General features: G+C 71.0%; 16 protein-coding genes. 5 read left to right on the plus strand and 11 right to left on the minus strand.

What is annotated here, in order from left to right; all coding sequences use genetic code 11:
* Window positions 1-49 precede the first annotated feature (49 nt).
* Entirely contained in the window at window positions 50-3,379 is a 3,330-nt protein-coding gene (locus EPO52_RS11165; protein WP_290806066.1) for an HtaA domain-containing protein, read from the plus strand.
* Window positions 3,380-3,586: 207 nt separating this feature from the next.
* A complete protein-coding gene (locus tag EPO52_RS11170; protein WP_290806068.1) occupies window positions 3,587-4,000 on the plus strand; it encodes a LuxR C-terminal-related transcriptional regulator in 414 nt (137 codons plus the stop codon).
* A 35-nt stretch (window positions 4,001-4,035) separates the two neighbouring features.
* On the opposite strand, the gene EPO52_RS11175 is transcribed toward EPO52_RS11170, so the two are convergent.
* The 3 genes from EPO52_RS11175 to EPO52_RS11185 form a co-directional block, all read right to left on the minus strand.
* A complete protein-coding gene (locus EPO52_RS11175; RefSeq protein ID WP_290806069.1) occupies window positions 4,036-5,025 on the minus strand; it encodes a thioredoxin domain-containing protein in 990 nt (329 codons plus the stop codon).
* A 97-nt stretch (window positions 5,026-5,122) separates the two neighbouring features.
* Complete coding sequence (locus EPO52_RS11180) at window positions 5,123-6,064, minus strand: hotdog domain-containing protein (protein WP_290806071.1); 942 nt, start codon at window positions 6,062-6,064, stop codon at window positions 5,123-5,125.
* Between the two features lie 90 nt (window positions 6,065-6,154).
* Window positions 6,155-6,976: an SAM-dependent methyltransferase gene (locus tag EPO52_RS11185; RefSeq protein ID WP_290806073.1), complete on the minus strand. Its 822-nt coding sequence runs from the start codon at window positions 6,974-6,976 to the stop codon at window positions 6,155-6,157.
* A 94-nt stretch (window positions 6,977-7,070) separates the two neighbouring features.
* On the opposite strand from EPO52_RS11185, the gene lipB reads away from it, so the two are divergent.
* A complete protein-coding gene (lipB, locus tag EPO52_RS11190) occupies window positions 7,071-7,811 on the plus strand; it encodes a lipoyl(octanoyl) transferase LipB (protein ID WP_290806075.1) in 741 nt (246 codons plus the stop codon).
* Complete coding sequence (lipA, locus tag EPO52_RS11195) at window positions 7,808-8,821, plus strand: lipoyl synthase (RefSeq protein ID WP_290806078.1); 1,014 nt, start codon at window positions 7,808-7,810, stop codon at window positions 8,819-8,821. Before lipB ends, lipA begins: the two co-directional genes overlap by 4 nt.
* A 25-nt stretch (window positions 8,822-8,846) precedes the next feature.
* On the opposite strand, the gene EPO52_RS11200 is transcribed toward lipA, so the two are convergent.
* Complete coding sequence (locus EPO52_RS11200; protein ID WP_290806080.1) at window positions 8,847-9,272, minus strand: hypothetical protein; 426 nt, start codon at window positions 9,270-9,272, stop codon at window positions 8,847-8,849.
* A gap of 191 nt (window positions 9,273-9,463) precedes the next feature.
* Here EPO52_RS11200 and EPO52_RS11205 point away from each other — a divergent pair, with 191 nt between their 5' ends.
* A complete protein-coding gene (locus EPO52_RS11205; protein ID WP_290806083.1) occupies window positions 9,464-10,348 on the plus strand; it encodes an aldo/keto reductase in 885 nt (294 codons plus the stop codon).
* Between the two features lie 39 nt (window positions 10,349-10,387).
* Here the strand turns inward: EPO52_RS11205 and EPO52_RS11210 are convergent, their stop codons facing one another.
* From EPO52_RS11210 to EPO52_RS11240, 7 genes are read right to left on the minus strand one after another with little or no spacing between them, the layout of a single operon-like run.
* Window positions 10,388-10,783 carry a DUF1622 domain-containing protein gene (locus EPO52_RS11210; protein WP_290806086.1) on the minus strand — a complete coding sequence of 132 codons (396 nt, stop codon included), beginning with the start codon at window positions 10,781-10,783 and terminating at the stop codon, window positions 10,388-10,390.
* 19 nt (window positions 10,784-10,802) lie between these two features.
* Window positions 10,803-11,630, minus strand: coding sequence for a hypothetical protein (locus EPO52_RS11215; RefSeq protein ID WP_290806089.1), 828 nt, complete (start codon window positions 11,628-11,630; stop codon window positions 10,803-10,805).
* Window positions 11,631-11,688: 58 nt separating this feature from the next.
* On the minus strand, window positions 11,689-12,741 hold the full coding sequence (locus EPO52_RS11220; RefSeq protein WP_290806092.1) for a Gfo/Idh/MocA family oxidoreductase: 1,053 nt from the start codon (window positions 12,739-12,741) through the stop codon (window positions 11,689-11,691).
* The gene (locus EPO52_RS11225; RefSeq protein ID WP_290806095.1) at window positions 12,741-13,631 is read right to left on the minus strand and encodes a sugar phosphate isomerase/epimerase; all 891 of its coding nucleotides are present in this window, start codon (window positions 13,629-13,631) and stop codon (window positions 12,741-12,743) included. The genes EPO52_RS11220 and EPO52_RS11225 overlap by 1 nt, the downstream gene beginning before the upstream one ends.
* Window positions 13,632-13,635: 4 nt before the next feature.
* Complete coding sequence (locus EPO52_RS11230) at window positions 13,636-14,787, minus strand: GDSL-type esterase/lipase family protein (RefSeq protein WP_290806097.1); 1,152 nt, start codon at window positions 14,785-14,787, stop codon at window positions 13,636-13,638.
* Window positions 14,787-15,620 (minus strand): amidohydrolase family protein, encoded by an 834-nt coding sequence (locus EPO52_RS11235; RefSeq protein WP_290806100.1) that lies wholly within the window; start codon window positions 15,618-15,620, stop codon window positions 14,787-14,789. The genes EPO52_RS11230 and EPO52_RS11235 overlap by 1 nt, the downstream gene beginning before the upstream one ends.
* Complete coding sequence (locus EPO52_RS11240) at window positions 15,617-16,795, minus strand: enolase C-terminal domain-like protein (RefSeq protein WP_290806103.1); 1,179 nt, start codon at window positions 16,793-16,795, stop codon at window positions 15,617-15,619. The genes EPO52_RS11235 and EPO52_RS11240 overlap by 4 nt, the downstream gene beginning before the upstream one ends.
* Between the last annotated feature and the right edge of the window lie 14 nt (window positions 16,796-16,809).

Genomic DNA, 16,809 nt, shown 5'->3' on the forward strand with positions numbered 1-16,809 from the left:
TTAGGGTAACCATACTAGGCATTCTCACAGCATGACGAGGAGTGATTTCTTGAATACCACCCGAACGCCACGGCGCCTCAGGCCCCTGGCCGGAGTGCTCGTCGGAGCACTGGTCTCCGGCTTGGCCGTCGTCGGCATCGCCGCACCCGCATCAGCGGCCACCGGCGACGTCACCTCGGCCACTCTCGACTGGGGCGTCAAAGCCAGCTGGCGCGGCTACGTCGCCGGCTTCGGCGGCACCGTCACCCCGAGCGACGGCGCGAGCACCGATCCCGCCTACCGCTGGAGCACATCGGGCACGGGCGCCTACGACGAGGCAACCGGGGCCGCATCCGTCTCCTTCGGCGGTGCCGTGGAGTGGAAGGTGCCGGCGCACGGTATCGACATCGTGCTGTCCGACCCCGAGCTCGACCTCGCGTCCGACGGCACCGGAACCCTCTCGTTCGACTACGTCGACCCGACCGGAGCGACCGGATCGGGCGTGTTCGCCACGCTGTCGACCTCGGGTGCCACGGTCACCCACGACGGCGGGGTCGCCAACTACTCCGGCGTCGCGGCCACCGCCGCCGCCGCGATGACCGCGGTGTTCGGCGGCTCGTACGCCGTGGGCACCGCGCTCGACGCGGTGTCGTTCACGCTTCCCTACGAGCTCGCGCCGGTGGCCTCGGCCACCTCGACCGTGCTCACGGCGTCGCCCTCGGGCACCTCCGCGCTGGGCGCCGAGGTCGTGTTCACCGCCTCGGTCAGCCCGGCCGCCGACGGTCAGGTGCAGTTCTTCGATGGCGGCGCGGCGTTGGGCGACCCCGTCGCCACCACCGCGGGCGTGGCCGAGCTGCGCACCTCGGGCCTCGGCGTGGGCGACCACTCGGTCACGGCCGAGTTCACGCCGGCCGACAGCTCGCTCTACCTCGGCTCCACGTCGGAGCCGGTGACCCAGACGGTCACCGATGCGTCCGGCGTTCCGGATGCGCCCACCAGCACGACTCTCGCCGTCGCTCCGGCGGCCCCCGTGGTCGCGGGCACCGCGTCGAGCCTCACCGCCACAGTGACCTCCACCGAAGGCACCCCCACCGGATCGGTCGAGTTCTTCTCGATCGCCGCGGGCCAGAGCGCGCGCGTCTCACTCGGCACGGCTCCGGTCACGAACGGCATCGCGACGTTGCCGGCCACTCTCTCGGCCGGCGGCCACACCTTCGCCGCCGTGTTCACGGCCACGGGCGCCTTCGAGGGCTCGGAGGCCGTGACCGCCGCGAACTACGGCGTGGTCGACACGGCCGACGCGGCATCCTGTGCTCCCGGCACCTCGGCCCGCACGGTCGACGGCGTCTCGGCCACCTGGGCCTACAGCGCCTACAGCACCGACTGGGTGAAGTCGGCCACCGGCGACATCGCCGTCGACGGCCAGGACTTCGTTCTCTCCGGCGGCGTCGCCTCGTACGACGCCGACTGCACCGTGATCGAGTTCTCCGGCTCGCTGCGGGTGCTCGCCTATCCCACCATGGGTGGGTTCTGGATCGACCTCGCCGACCCGACTCTGTCGATCGCGGCCGACGGCACCGGCACCTGGAGCGCCGACGTCACCACCGTCTCGAACGCCACGCCGCAGCGACTCGTCGTCACCACGGTCTCGGGCGCCGACGTCGACCTCTCCGCGACGGGAACGGCGGATGTCGCGCTCGACTACGCATCGGCAACCCAGCAGGGCACCTGGAGTGCGGCGTACGGCGATGCGTGGTCGAACGGCTTCGTGCTGAACGCGCCGTCGAGCATCCGCTCGTTCTACTACAAGAGCGGCGAGACGCCCGGCAACCTGCGCAAGGCTCCGGCCGCGATCTCGCTGGCCTGGACCGTCACCGAGCCCGAGCAGCCCACCGAGCCATCGGAGGGCGGCGACCTGGTGTGGGGCGTCAAGTCGTCGTGGCGCAGCTACCTGGCGGCGTTCGGGGGAACGACCACTGCGTCGAACGGCGCATCCGTGAACGCCGACGGACTGTTCGTGTTCACCCAGGCCGACACCGGCGAATACGACGCCACCACGGGAGTCGGCTCGATCGACTACCAGGGCGCGGTGCGGTTCGTGAACCCGAGCCACGGCTTCGACATCGCGTTCGCGAACCCCACCGTCACGCTCGACGGCACGGGTTCCGCGGTGCTGAGCGCCGAGACCTCCACGAACGACACGGCCGGGCTCACGAGCCTCAGCCGCGTCGATCTCGCCGTGCTCGACCTGCCCACGCCGACGGGAACCGATCCGATCACCTGGAGTGCGGTGCCCGCCACCTTCGAGCCGGTGCTGCAGCCCGATGGCTGGAACCAGTACGCGGGCCAGTCGGCCGACCCGGTGACGTTCTCCTACGGGTCATCCGTCGTGCCGCCGGTCGTGCAGCCGACGCTGTCGGTGACGGGACTCGGCACCGTCGCCCAGGGTGAGACGCTCACCGTGCAGGGTTCGGGCTTCGAGGCCGGCCAGCTGCTCGGCGTCGTCGTGCACTCGGAGCCGGTCACCCTCCCGTCGGTCGAGGTGCCCGCGGGCGGCGCGTTCACGATCACCTGGGTCGTGCCGGCCGACTTCGAGGTGGGAGCACACTCCCTCGACGTCACCGGGCCCGACGGCACCGTGAGCATCGGGTTCACGGTGACCGCCGCGACCGCGACCGTCGTCTCGACGGGACCCGATTCCGCCACGGCTCCCGCGGCGCAGCCGAGCTGCGTCGCCCAGACCGTCACCGGCGCCACCCTGAACTGGGGCGTGAAGGAGTCGTTCCGCAGCTACATCGTGGGGCCGATCGCCAAGGGATCCATCAGCACGAGCGGGGTGGCCGACAACGGCTCCTCCTACGGATGGAGCGATGGTTCGGGCAGCGTCAACGCGGTCGACACCCTCGGCCGGGTGTCGTTCTCGGGGTCGGTGCACTTCACCGGGCACGGCGGTCAGCTCGATCTGACCGTGTCGAACCCGCGCATCCAGCTCAGCGGGCCGAACTCCGCCTCGCTGATCGCGGATCTGAGCTCGAAGGAGCTGAGCGGCGGCACCGTGAACGTGAGTGCGGCGATCGCCACGCTCTCGCTCTCGGCGGGTGGCTCGTCGACCTCGGGCGGCGTCCTCCGCTGGTCGGATGTCCCGGCCACGCTCACGGCGGCAGGGGCGTCGGCCTTCGGCGGGTTCTACTCGGCGGGCGCGGCGCTCGATCCGGTGTCGTTCTCGCTGCCGCTCGGTGCGACCACGGCCTGCGACAGCTCGACCGACGGTGCGCTGGCCAGCACCGGACGGGACACGTCGGGCGTGGCGGGTGAGATCGTGATCGCGCTCGTGCTGCTGCTCACCGGCGGCGCGTTCCTGGTCGCGCGCCGACGCGGCACGGTGCGCACCCAGGGCTGATGGCCTGACGAAGAGCGCGACCCGGAGGGGCCGCGGCGGCAGAACCTGTGCCGTCGCGGCCCTTCGTCGATTCCCGCCGCCGGGTCGGGCGATACACTGGGCGGGTTGGGCGTTCGGGGTCGAGCCCGAGTTCGTAGGGGATGACGAATCGGAGCCCACGTGCAGGTCCGTGCCGGGTGGTGCGCGGGCCAGACGGAAAGCGACCCGATGAGCGCTCCATCCACTGACCTCCCGCCTGCCGTCCGCGGGGTGCCCGCCGCTCTCGAGAGCGGCGACTGGGCCCGCGTGAAACGGATGCTCGATCGCGCCTGGCCGAGCCTGGTCGACGAGCATCCGGATGCCCTCCGGTCTGCCCTGGCGGCACTGATCGAGCGGTTGCAGTATCCCGCCGCGCCCGAGGTGACGCTCGATGCCGTGAGGTCGCTGTCACCACGCGAGCGGAAGGTGCTGGCCGAGCTGACGACGGGTGACACCATCGGCACCATCGCCGACCGCCTCTTCGTGAGCCGCAACACCATCAAGAGCCAGTTGCACAGCGCATACCGCAAACTCGGCGTCAGAACGCGCGCCGAGGCCGAGCGCGCCGCCGTCCGTCATGGCATCACGCCCGAGACGGTCTAGAGGCTGCGGATCTCGCTCTCGACTCAGACGCCGGGTCAGCCGGCCGGAGTCTCCTCGGGGGCCGGCGTGGTTCCGTCGGTGGTGCCCGAACCGTCGGTGGTGCCGTCGGTCGAGGTCGAGCCGTCGTCCGTCGCGCCTGTCGCCGCCGAGAAGACCTCGGTGATGAAGGTGTTGAGCGCATCCGTGTCGTCGAGGGCGCCGGTGTAGGCCTTACCGTCCATGATCACGAGGGGAACGGTGGTGAGCGTCGTCACGTCCGAGTTCGGGATGTTGGCCTGCGCCCGGGCGGTGGCATCCGTGACCCAGTCGCTGAACTCGTTGCCGGTGATGCACGAGTCGACCGTGCCGGCGGGCACGCCCGCATCCGTCACCAGGGTCACGAGCTCGTCGTTGCTCAAGCCGCCCTCGGGCAGGTCGGGCTGCTTGGCCACGAGGGAGTTGTGCACCGCGATGGCGGCGTCGGGAATGGTGTTGGCCACGCAGGCCACGGCGTTGGCGGCCCGCGCCGAGTAGCTGTCGGGGCCTTCGAGGGCCACCGGGTGCAGCTCGAGGCTCGCGTAGCCCGCCTGCACGTAGGACTGCAGGGCGGCGCCGTTCGTGGTCTCGAAGGTGGCGACATCCGCGCTGGCGTAGTCGACGTACTCCGTGATGCGCAGCACGGTCGACTGATCGAGGTCGGAGGGCACGGGGGTTCCGCCCGGCTGGATCGCCGCGGTGACCACCGTGGTGATGCTGCTGCTGTCGGTGGAGGTGCTGCCGGTGTTGGAGCCTTCGAAGAGGATCCCGTCGCTCAGCATGTTGAGCGGACCCACGAACGTGGCGCGCACTGCCGAGTAGATCCCGAAGCCCGCACCGGCGAGCACCGCCACACCGGCCACGATGAGGCTCGTGCGCAGGATGATGCGGTTGCGCCTCTTGCGCTTGCGCTCTTCTTCGCGCTTGATGCGCGCGAGCTCCCGGGCGAGCGCCTGACGGTCTTTCTTGGGGAGTCCGTCGTAGACGCTCTTGCTGTTGGTGGGGCTCATGCGGGGGGCTACTCCTTGTCGTGCGCGTCGCGCTGCCGCTGTCGAGCAGGCGCCCGACGACTTTATCGGGCGAAGCTATGGACGCGCCAAGAACCCGTCACGCCACGGGGAGGGCCTCGAGCTGGGAGCGGAGACGGATGAGGGTGCGGGCGTGGGCGTCGAGGCGGCGGTCCTCGTCGCTCAGCAGGGGGAGTGGGAGCACGGGCCGGGCGCGGCCGTCGGGTCCGACGTCGACGAAGATGCTCATGCACTGAGTCGTGAGGTGCAGGTCGTGCGGCGTGCGCGGCGAGCCGGATCGCACGTGGATCGCCACGTGCAGGCTGCGCTCGCCGGAGTGGATGAGGCGCGCATCCACCTCCACGATGTCGCCGATGCGGATGGGGCGGAAGAAGTGGATGCCGCCCGAGTACACCGCCACCGCGCCGGTGCCCGACCAGCTCGCGGCACAGGCGTACGCGGTCTCGTCGATCCAGCGCAGCACCGTGCCGCCGTGCGCGTTGCCGCCGTAGTTCGCGTCGGCGGGGGCGGCGAGGAAGCGGAAGACGGTTCGCGGCGTGGTGCCCGCGTCGGTGTACTCCTCGCCGAGCATCGCATCGCGGATGGTGCGCCGGGGAGCGAGGCGTTCCTCGGCGCGGTGGTGCAGCATCCGGTCGTCGTCGGTGCTCGGCTCCCAGTGCGGAACGGGCTGCGGTGTTCCGGCGTCGTCGACGGCCACGAACACGAGGATGCAGTGCAGGGCCGGCGTGAACGACGGCGACCGCACGTCGCCGGTCGACACGGTCACCAGCACCTGCATGCTGGTGCGCCCGGTCTGGATGATGCGGGCCTCGGCCTCGATCATGTCGCCGGCGGCGATGGGCCGGGTGAAGTGCACGTTGCCCACGTAGGCCGTGACGCAGTACGACGAGCTCCAGCCGACGGCGCAGGCGTAGCCCGCCTTGTCGATCCACTCGAGCACGCGGCCGGCTGCGACCGTGGTGCCGCCGGCCGCGGAGTCCTGGGGCGCGGCGAGGAAGCGGAGGGTGATGCGGTCGTTCATGGTGACAGGCTCGCACGCCGCCGGGGGAAGAAGAGGCGGATTCGGGCGCTGGACGCGGAGAAGAAACGCCGATCTTTCGCCCGCGTCAAATCAGCTCCGCCGTGCCTCGACGAGCGCCCGCCGGCTGTGGCACACGAACGACCCCTCGGCCTCGATGATGCGGTGCAGTTCCTCGAGCTTTCCGCGATAGCGCTCGACGGAGAAGTCGGGCACCGTCCAGAGCACTTTGCGCAGGAAGTGCACGACGGCGCCCACATCGAAGAACTCCACCCGAGTGGCCTCCTGCACGGCGTCGACCACGCTCAGCCCGGCGGCCCGAGCGCCCGTCACGAGGTTCGCAAGGCTTCGTTCGTCGTTCTCGCCCACCGGATGCGGCCCCAGGAAGAACTCGTACAGCTCACGATTCGACCCGGCGGCCACCTGCTGCGAGAGGTACGTGCCGCCCGGCGCGAGCACGCGGGCGATCTCGGGCCAGTTGGTGAAGGCCGGATGCCGGCTCAGCACGAGATCGAACAGGCCGTCGGTGAAGGGGAGGCGCGCCCGCTCGTCGACGAGCACGGCCTCGCCGCGAAAGAGCTCGAGGGCGCGTCGCGCGAGGGCGAGGTTCGGGGGCCAGCCCTCCGTGGCCCAGACGGTGGGCGGGATGCGCCCGGGCCGGCGCACCCCGTCAGGGCCATCGATGCCGGCGCTCGCCCGGGCGAGCGCCTCTGCGAACACCTCTCCGCCTCCGGTCTGCAGATCCACGACCGCGGCGACCGCCGGGTCGGCGATGCGCTCGGCGGCGAGTGCGGAGTACCCCCAGCTCGGCCGCTCCTCGGTGGCGCGCCCGGCGAACCAGGAGAAGTCCCATCCCTCGATCGGGGCGGCCTCGCCCTCGGCGATCAGCTCGTCGAAGCGGCGGGAGGGGTCCATGGTTCGATTCTGACCCGACTCGTCCCGATCGCACGGCGTTCCGACCCGATGAAACGGATTATTGGACGCCGTACATTTAATCTACGATGACTCCATGACGGACTTCATTGTCGAGAGCGTCGGTCGACGCCTCATCCCCTACAGCGACGGACTCGCCTGGCAGGCGAGCACCCACGAGCGCGTGGTGGCGGGCTCGGCGCCCGACACCGTCCTCCTTCTCGAGCACGAGGCCGTCTACACCGCGGGCAAGCGCACCGAGCCGGGCGAGAGGCCGCTCGACGGCACGCCCGTGATCGACGTCGACCGCGGGGGCAAGATCACCTGGCACGGGCCGGGCCAGCTGGTGGGCTACCCGATCGTGCGCCTGCCGGATCCGATCGACGTCGTGGCCTACGTGCGCTCGCTCGAGGCGATGCTGCTCGATGTGGTGGCCTCGTTCGGGGTCGAGGCCTATCGGGTCGAGGGCCGGTCGGGCATCTGGACGTCGGTCGCCGGGGTCGACGCCAAGCTCGGGGCCATCGGCATCCGGGTGGCGTCGGGCGTCACCACCCACGGTTTCGCGCTCAACTGCAGCAACGATCTCGCGCCGTATTCGAAGATCGTGGCGTGCGGCATCCGGGATGCCGGGGTGACCACGATGAGCAGCGTGCTGGGGCGCGCGGTGGTGCCGGCGGATGTCGTCGACGCGGTCGTGGCACGGTTCGTCGCGCCTCGCGATGCGGTTGCGGCGTCGGCCGGTTCGGTCGGTGCCGCGATGACTTCGCTGCCCGCCGCTCCGCTCGCCGGGGCCGCTCCGCTCGCCGGGGCCGCTCCGCTCGCCGGGGCCGCCCGATGAGCGCCGCCGTGCCCGAGGGGCGCAAGATGCTGCGGCTCGAGATCCGCAATGCCGAGACGCCCATCGAGAAGAAGCCCGAGTGGATCAAGACGAAAGCGCGCTTCGGCCCCGAGTACCGCGAACTGCAGACCTTGGTGAAGACCCAGGATCTGCACACCGTGTGCCAGGAAGCCGGATGCCCGAACATCTTCGAGTGCTGGGAAGACCGTGAGGCCACCTTCCTCATCGGCGGCTCGCAGTGCACGAGGCGCTGCGACTTCTGCCAGATCGACACGGGCAAGCCGGCCGACTACGACCGCGACGAACCGCGCCGGGTGGCCGAGTCGGTGGTGTCGATGAACCTCCGCTACGCCACGGTGACGGGTGTCGCGCGCGACGACCTGCCCGACGAGGGCGCGTGGCTGCACGCCGAGACGGTTCGGCAGATCCATGCGCTGAACCCGGGCACGGGCGTCGAGATCCTGGCCACCGACTTCTCGGGCAACCCGTCGCTGCTCGCCGAGGTGTTCTCGTCGCGCCCCGAGGTGTTCGCCCACAACGTCGAGACGGTGCCGCGCATCTTCAAGCGCATCCGCCCGGCCTTCCGCTACGAGCGCTCGCTCGACGTCATCACCCAGGCGCGGGATGCGCGGCTCATCACGAAGTCGAACCTCATCCTCGGTATGGGGGAGACCCGCGAGGAGATCTCGCAGGCGCTGCAGGATCTGCACGACGCCGGGTGCGACATCATCACGGTGACGCAGTACCTTCGCCCGTCGCCGCGGCATCTGCCGGTGGCGTCGTGGGTGAAGCCCGAGGAGTTCCTCGAGATCAAGGAGGAGGCCGAGGAGATCGGCTTCCTCGGCGTGCTCGCGGGCCCGCTCGTGCGCTCGTCGTACCGCGCCGGCCGGCTCTGGGCGCAGTCGATGCAGCGCAAGGGCTGGGATGTGCCGCCGGCGCTCTCGGGCCTCGCGCTCGCGTCGCTGGCCGAGGCCGCCGCGTCGCAGAACGGTTTCGCCCAGGCGGTGTGACTGCGGCGGCTCCGCTGCGGGTCGCTCAGTCGACTCCGACGTCGTGCAGGGCGCGTCCGTAGCATCCGGTGGCACGCCAGGAGGGAGTGGCAATCGAACCCGGTGTGCCGAGGAGTGCATCGTGTGCCGACTCGCGGCGTTCGATCGTCACCGAGTCGATCCATTCATCAGCAGACCGCGGGCCGACCCCAGGCTCCCACGGCGGAGTCAGGGCATAGTTGGGGAAGCCTTGCTCGGTCATGCAGGCGTGGGTGAGTACTTCCACCGCCCACCACCAGCGCTCATCGGGGGTGAGCTCCGCGGCGTCGGACGGCGGCGCGTGCGGCTGTGCGGGCGCCGCGACCGCGCATCCGCTGAGGGGCACGGCCGCAGCCCCGACGAGAATCACCGCGAGCAGAACGCGGGAGCGACGCACGAACACGAAGAAGCCTCCTGAAGCCGGCTCGCGCACGAGCGCAGCCAGTCTCGCTCCTGGGCGCACGACCGCGGCATGAGTAATCTCTACCCAAGCCTCGACGGGTGAGGCGCAAACGCCTTCGCGTGAGTTCGACTTGCCGGTACTTGTGCCCTGGGGGCCGGGTTGCCACAAGTTGTGGCAAGTCGAGGGGGAATGATGCGCGGCGCCCCGCCGTTGGCACCCGTATGACTTCGACCGACACTCAGACCCCCGCCGCTGCATCCGGAACCTTCACCATCGGAGGCGACCTCACCGTCAACCGCCTCGGCTTCGGCACGATGCAGCTCACGGGCCCGGGCGTCTGGGGTGAGCCCGCCGACCACGACGGCGCGATCGCCGTTCTGCGCCGTGCGGTCGAGCTCGGGGTGAACCTCATCGACACCGCGGATGCCTACGGCCCCTACGTGACCGACGCGCTCATCCGCGAGGCGCTGCACCCCTACGCCGACGGCGTGGCCATCGCCACGAAGGTCGGCTTCACGCGCCAGGGCCCGAACGAGTGGATCCCTGTCGGCCGCCCCGAGTACCTCCGCCAGCAGACCGAGCTCAACCTGCGCCACCTCGGCGTCGACCGCATCGACCTGCTGCAGCTGCACCGCATCGACCCAAAGGTGCCCCTCGAGGAGCAGATCGGCGAGCTGAAGGCCCTGCAGGATGAGGGCAAGGTGCGCCACATCGGCCTCTCCGAGGTCTCCGTCGCCGACGTCAAGGCGGCCCGGGCCATCGCCCCCATCGTCTCGGTGCAGAACCTCTTCAACCTGAGCAACCGCAGCGCCGATACCACCGCGCTGCTCGACTACGCCACGGCCGAGGGCATCGCCTTCATCCCGTGGTTCCCGCTGGCCACCGGCAAGCTGGCCGAGTCGGGGAGCGGATCGCCCCTCGTCGAGCTCGCCGCCCGCCACGACGCCACGCCGAGCCAGCTGGCGCTCGCCTGGCTGCTGCACCGCTCGCCGGTGATGCTCCCCATTCCCGGCACGAAGTCGATCGCGCACCTCGAGGAGAACGTCGCGGCCGCCGCCCTCGAGCTCACCGACGACGAGTTCGCCGAACTCGACGCCCTGAAGTAGGCCGCGCGGACAACTCCACCCGTCGCGTCGACCTCGCCTCTATTGGGCGGGGTCGGCCGCTGGGTTGGCGTTGTCCGCAACCGTCGGCACTCCCGCGCCCGGTTTCTTCTGCCAGGGCCAGCGCCCTGTGATCTCGAGCTCCAGCGAGAAGCTGAGGAACGTGCGGATGATCACGATCGCCCCGAGCACCGCCACGCTCTCGAGCGTGGGCGTCACCGCCACCGTGCGGATGATGTCGGCGGCCACCAGCAACTCGAGCCCGAGCAGGATGCCCCGCCCCAGGATGCGCCGGAACTGCGAGTAGATCGGCCGCTGGTGCCGCAGCCCCCGAACGGCGGCGTTGCCCGCGGAGTAGAGCACGCCCACCACGATCGCGGCCACGCCGGCGGCATCGATGACCTTGCCGACCACCTCGATGATCTCGTAGAAGTCCATGGCTCAGTATGGCCCGATGTCACGCCTCTGCGAGTGCCGGCGCCACGGCCAGCGCCGCCGCGAACATCGCGATGTGCCCGGGCTCCAGTCCCGACTCGAGGGCGTCGTGCAGAGCGCGCCACGAGTTTCGGTGCGCCGTCTCCCAGATCGTCGGCAGCTCGACGGCGGCGGTGGCCGACGTGAGCACCGCTCGCCCGGGGCGAGCCGTGCGGCTGTCGGGCAGATCGATCCGGATCACCTCGTCGGCCGCGACCAGAAGCAGGTCGAGTGTGCCATCCACACCGTCGCCGCGAGCGGCACTGAGCACGATCCTCGCGCCCGACGCCGACCGCCCGATGGCGAGGATCGACGATGTGCTCTGAGCCGCGATCGCGAGCGTCGATACCTCGATGCCGAGACTCTGCACGGCCCGGAGCTGGGCGAAGATCACCGCCGGCAGGTCGCGGCCCGTCGTGGGCTCGACGGAGCGAGCATCGATGAGACGGGTTCGGGCGATCGGCTCGCCGAACTGGTGCACCGCTGCTCGCAGCATCGGAGACGACGCCCAGGTCTCCGCCAGCACCACGATGCAGGCAGGGGTATCGGTCGCCAGCGCGGATGCACCGGGAGCCGGCAGCGGATCGGTCACGATCACCCCCTGCGCCCCGGCGCTCGCCGCAGCGCGCACGCGGTCGACCCAGCCCCCGGAGCCGGCGACCACGATCACCTTCGCGTCCCGGCCGGCTTCCGTGAAGGAGAGGGGGAGGGCGGCGAGTGCCGCCGCAGCCGCCGCCGCCCTCAGCGGGTCGGCCGGTTCGACGTGCACGGTCGACGCGGTCGAGGCGGCAGACGCAGTCGGCGTGGTCATCGGATCTCCTCCATGCGGGCGGTCTCCGAAGCGGACGCGGCAGACGCAGTCGGCGTCGTCATCGTGCTTCCTCCCGCCGGGCGGTCGCGGAGGCGGCCGAGGCGACCTCCAGAATGAAGACGAGATCATCGATGAGGCTCTCCACCGAAGGCGCTGCCGCCGATCCGGTCGTGGCGATCGCATGGAGCGCCCGCCACTCCCCTTCGTAGCCGTTGTGCGGGTACGGCCCGAATCGCACGGTGCGTGCGCTCGTGGCGATCGTCGCGGTGGCGGATCCCGCATGCACGTACGACGGCGGGAACTCGAGGAGCATCCGGGCATGGTCGCTGACCACCTCCAGCTCCCACGTGGGTCGCCACTGCTCGGTGAGAGCACCGATGGCGTGCACCAGCCTGCCGTTCGCCGTGAGCCCGACCTCGTATCCCCACGGCGACAGGGCGCTCGCCGACACCACCGCGACCTCGTCGGTGGCCGGGATGAGCCGTCGCACGAGGGGGAGGTCGTGAACGGCCAGCCCCAGCACTCCTCCGAACACCATCTGCGCCCGCACCGAGGGGTCGCCGAGGTCGGGCAGCCCGGAGGAAGGTCGTGGGGTGAGTACCTCGGTGGCCGAGGTCTCGAACCGCGAGTTCGGCGGAAGCACCACCCGCGACCGGATGGTGTGCGCATCCGCCCCGAGCGACTCCCACTCCGCGATCCCCGCGAGCCACGCCGGGTCGTAGGTGTGCATCGCGCCGACGATGACGGGCACCCCGGTCTCCCGGCTGGCCTCGGCGATCAGCTCGGCCTGCTCGCGATCGGTCGCGAACGGCTTCTCGCACAGCACCGCCCGCTTTCCGGCCCGCATCGCGGCGATCACCTGGGGTGCGTGGAAGGCGCTGGGGCTGCAGATGGCGACGACCTCCACGCCATCGTCGGCCAGCAGCTCGTCGATCGACGTGGAGGGGCTCGCGCCGGCCCGGCCGGCCACCGCGGCCGCGACATCCGGGTTCACGTCCATGACGTTGCGCACCTCGAACAGCTCGCCCAGGCGGGCGAGGGTCGGCAGGTGGATGGCCTGCACCACCGGCCCTGCGCCGACGATGCCCACCCCCAGTGGTTCTCGTGTCATCAGGCGTCCTTCGCGAAGTAGGGCAGGCAGAGCAGGTTCTCGCGCGAGAGCACGGCGCTGTCGAAGGGCGTGCCGTGCTTCGGCAGGTCGACCTCGACGACGTACCACCCGTCGAAGTCGGGGGGCAGCGCGTCGAGCACCGCGGTGAGGTCGAGCGCGCCGGAGCCGGGCTCCGCCCAGATGCGATCGGCACGCGTGGCGTCGAAGTAGCTCGTGCCCTCGGCGAGCACGCGTGCGGCCGCAGCGGTGTCGAGGTCCTTGAGGTGGATGGCGGCCACGCGGTCGCGATAGTCGGCGACGAGTCCGGCCGGGTCCATTCCCGCGAAGGCGAGGTGGCCGGTGTCGGGGCCGAACATCAGCGCACCGCCCCGCGTGCGGTCGAGAACGCCGCGCACCTCGGCCTCGACCTCGATCCACGAGCCGACATGCGGATGCAGCGCCGCCGTCACGCCCTCCGCTCGCGCCGCCTGCGCGGCGAGTTCCAGACCGTCGGCCATGATCGTCACCCGCTCGGCCGACGGTTCGAGCCCGATCGCCGGGTGCGCCCGACGGACCTCGCACATGTGCTGGGCGATGAACATCGTGTCGACCCCGAGCTCGGCTGTGGCGGCCGCGTGCCTCCGTGCGCCCTCGACCGTGTCGTTCCGGGCATCCGGCTGGTCGAAGAATCCGCCGAAGTAGCCGGGCGCCGGGCGGAGCCCGTAGGAGGCGAGCAACGCCCCGTACTCGCGCGGAGTCAGATGCGGCGGCACGTCGGCGTGCACGGCGGTGTAGCCGGCCCGGGCGATATCGGTGAAGCTCGCGTGCAGGCGCTCCGGAGAGAGGTCGAGTCCGCTGCCCTCGAGCAGGAAGGAGAGCGGATTGATGGCCAGGCGGTCTCGTCGTGACACGGGACTACTCACTCTCCCGCCGCGGCGCCCAGGCGGCGTCGCGCGCGATCTCGACGAAGCGCCGGCCCATCAGGGCGTACCCCTCGGCATCCGGGTGGAGCCGGTCGCGCAGATGATGGGCGTCCTCGGGGCCCAGCAGGCGGAGCCCGTCGAGGTAGTGCAGGGCGGGGTCGGCACGCTCGGCCACGATGCGCTCGAGGGCCGGACGCACGGACGAGAGCGTGAGCACGCCCGGGCGGTCGCCGGCGTCGGGCGTTCCGGTCAGGCGGCCGTCGGGCCCGACCACGGTGGGACCCGGGGTCGTCTCGTGCATCGGCAGTGTCACCGGTGAGATCACGACGATCGGTGTGTCGGGCTGCCCGTCGCGGATGGTGTCGAGGAATCCGTGCACCGCGGGGGCGAAGGTGCGCATCCGGAACGCGTCGGCGTTGATGGGGTTGGTGCCGATCTTCAGTGTGATGAGGTCACTCGGCCGATCGCGGATCACCCGGGCCACGAAGGGGTCGATCATCGCCTGACCTCCGAATCCGAGGTTCGTGAGATCCCAGTCGAGTGCGAGTGCGGCGAGCCCGGTCCAGGTTCTGGTGGGGCCGTCGGCTTCGGCGGAGTGGCTGATCGAACTGCCGTAGTGGGTCCAGCGCGGGCGGTCGCGTGCCGGCGCGCGGAGCAGCGGGGCATCGGCTCGCACCGAGCGGATCTCTGTCGCGCTCACCTGCGGCAGCCAGATCTCGACCACTCGCGGTGCCGCCGTCGCGTCGCCGAGGGCGAGCTCGGCGACCGAGCTCGTTCCTTCGACGCGTTCGAGGCGCCCGTCAGGCAGCAGGTGCAGGATCGGGCCGTTCAGGAAGGCCTTGCGGTCGGTCTCGCGCCCGTCGACCACCGCCGCCAGAACGGCGGGCCGGGCGTCGTCGGGCACGTCGGCCGGATAGCTCCGGGTCAGCAGAGCCTCGATCTCGATCACGCTCGCCGTGGTCGTCAGCTCGAGTCGCACGCCGGCCGTCTGGGCCGCCATGCGTTCGATCGATCCGTCGCCGCCACGTCGCCGGATGCTGTGCGGGAGACGGATGGGCGAGAGCCCGAGCTCGGTCTCGTCGACGAAGGCCGTGCCCCGGATGGCGGAGCGGATGTCGTCGCGCGACATCGCGTAGGGGTGCATCAGGTGCTCCAGGGATAGAGGGAGAGGGTCGTGCCGCCGAACACCCGCTCGCGTTCGGAGGCATCCAGAAAGGCGAGGGCCGCGTCGGCGAAGGCGATCGTGTCGGCGTAGGAGTGGTGCTGCGTCGAGACGGGCCAGTCCGATCCCCAGGCCAGGCGTTCGGCACCGAAGGCCCGCGCCACGCGTTCGAGGCGGGAGCGCACATCCGGGTAGGGCGGGGTCGTCGACGAGACGTACCGGAACCCCGACACCTTGACGACGACGTTCGGATGCGCGGCCAGCGCGATCAGCCCCTCCACCTCCTCGTCCGTGGTCGCCAGACCCTGGTGGTGCAGCAGGAGGGGGAGGTCGGGATGCCGCTGCGCCAACCGCCCGATCGCCGCGTGCCAGGCGGGCGGGGCGTGCACGCTCGCAACCAGGCCGAGGCTCTCCGCGGTGGTGAAGAACTCGACACCCCCGGCGGTGTCGAACCAGCCGTCGTCGGCGTCGCCGAGATAGTGCGTGAAGCCCCGGGCGCCCGTGAGCGCGATCTGGTCGGCCAGCCGCCGGGCGGCCTCGGGCCGGTGGTAGCTCTCCGACCAGCGCGAATCGACGTCGGCGAGCATCCGGAACCCCGACGGATGCTCGCGCACCGCCTCGGCGACGTCGTCGTTGTTGCGCGGGTTCTCGGTGCGAGCGTCCTCGCCGCCGATGGCGGCCGCGACGATGAGTGCGCGGGCGACCCCGTTCGCCGCCATCTCGCCGAGGAGTGCGTCGGGCGTCGCACCGTCGGCAGGCGGCATCGACGAGTAGGGCCAGCGGCGCCACAGATGGCAGTGCGCGTCGACGATCACCGCAGGCCCACCGATGCCGGGTCGATGCCCACGCCGGGGCCTGTCGATGCGCGCGGCTTCTGCGCTGGGCCGCCGAGCCCGATCAGCACCTCGGTCAGGCTGCCGCTGCCGCTGCCGCTGCCGCTGCCGCTGCCATCGTGGTCGACGCTCTCGACCTCGAGCGACGACAGCAACGCCACGGCCCACGGATGTATCGCGGCACCATGCGGAGCGAACATCACCCCGCGCTCCCCGGCGAGCCGAGCCACCGCGCGCGCGACTCCCAGCCCGCCGCACCACGTCACATCCACCTGGATGACGTCGGCGCACTCCGCCCGCAGGAACCGCTCCGCCTCCACCAGACCGAACAGGTGCTCTCCACCCGCGACGGCAACGGGCTGCCGACGCCGGAGCTCCGCGTACCCCGCGAGGTCGTCGGGCAGCAAAGGCTCCTCGATCCACCCCAGCCGATGATCGCTCGCGTCGCGCAGAAAGGCAGTGGCGTAGTCGAGATCCCACGACATGAAGCAGTCCACCGAGAGCGGGATGCTTTCGGGCACCCGCGCCCGCGTCTCGTCGAGCCGCGCGAGATTCGCGAGCAGGCCCTCACGCCCGTCGGCAGGGCCGTAGGCCATGGGCACCTTGACGGTCGCGCTCGCCGCGAGCAGATCGGCGTCGACCTCGTCGAGCAGCCGCGGCTCGGGGCAGGTCAGGTAATGGCGCAAGGGCCGATCGCTTCCGCCGAGTAACTGGGCCAGGGAGACGCCGGCCGAGCGGGCCGCCAGATCCCACAGCGCGAGCTCGATCGCCGAGAGCGCCATCGACGCGATCCCGCCGGCGGCGTAGGGGAGTGCGGCGCGATACAGCTGATCGACCCGGGTCTCGAGGTCGAGGGCATCCCGACCGAGCAGCATCCCGCGGAAATGCCCCTCGATCAGCGCGGCGGTGACCACCCCACCCCGGCTCTGCCCCACGCCGAAGACGTCCGGATCGTCGGTCTCGACCAGCACCCACACCAGGTCGCTGCCCGGCCCGCGCCAGCTGCTCCGGCGTTCGGCGAACTCCGGGTAGCGCGAGAGAGGCGTCGACACGCGACTCTCATCGAGCCAGGTGCCCGCCGAGAACGGCGCCACGACGACGCTGACGTTGCGGATCTGCACAGGTTCCTCGGTTCCGACTTCTTCGTGGGGCTGCACGGCGATGCTAGCCT

It is taken from the genome of Herbiconiux sp. (assembly GCF_004297105.1).
Lineage (GTDB): Bacteria > Actinomycetota > Actinomycetes > Actinomycetales > Microbacteriaceae > Herbiconiux.

Bases quoted from the DNA above. Each gene is read 5' to 3' on its own strand.
- EPO52_RS11170 (WP_290806068.1), top strand. From the start codon at position 3,587: ATGAGCGCTCCATCCACTGACCTCCCGCCTGCCGTCCGCGGGGTGCCC.
- EPO52_RS11175 (WP_290806069.1), bottom strand. From the start codon at position 5,025: ATGAGCCCCACCAACAGCAAGAGCGTCTACGACGGACTCCCCAAGAAA.
- EPO52_RS11180 (WP_290806071.1), bottom strand. From the start codon at position 6,064: ATGAACGACCGCATCACCCTCCGCTTCCTCGCCGCGCCCCAGGACTCC.
- EPO52_RS11185 (WP_290806073.1), bottom strand. From the start codon at position 6,976: ATGGACCCCTCCCGCCGCTTCGACGAGCTGATCGCCGAGGGCGAGGCC.
- lipB (WP_290806075.1), top strand. From the start codon at position 7,071: ATGACGGACTTCATTGTCGAGAGCGTCGGTCGACGCCTCATCCCCTAC.
- lipA (WP_290806078.1), top strand. From the start codon at position 7,808: ATGAGCGCCGCCGTGCCCGAGGGGCGCAAGATGCTGCGGCTCGAGATC.
- EPO52_RS11205 (WP_290806083.1), top strand. From the start codon at position 9,464: ATGACTTCGACCGACACTCAGACCCCCGCCGCTGCATCCGGAACCTTC.
- EPO52_RS11210 (WP_290806086.1), bottom strand. From the start codon at position 10,783: ATGGACTTCTACGAGATCATCGAGGTGGTCGGCAAGGTCATCGATGCC.
- EPO52_RS11215 (WP_290806089.1), bottom strand. From the start codon at position 11,630: ATGACCACGCCGACTGCGTCTGCCGCCTCGACCGCGTCGACCGTGCAC.
- EPO52_RS11220 (WP_290806092.1), bottom strand. From the start codon at position 12,741: ATGACACGAGAACCACTGGGGGTGGGCATCGTCGGCGCAGGGCCGGTG.
- EPO52_RS11230 (WP_290806097.1), bottom strand. From the start codon at position 14,787: ATGCACCCCTACGCGATGTCGCGCGACGACATCCGCTCCGCCATCCGG.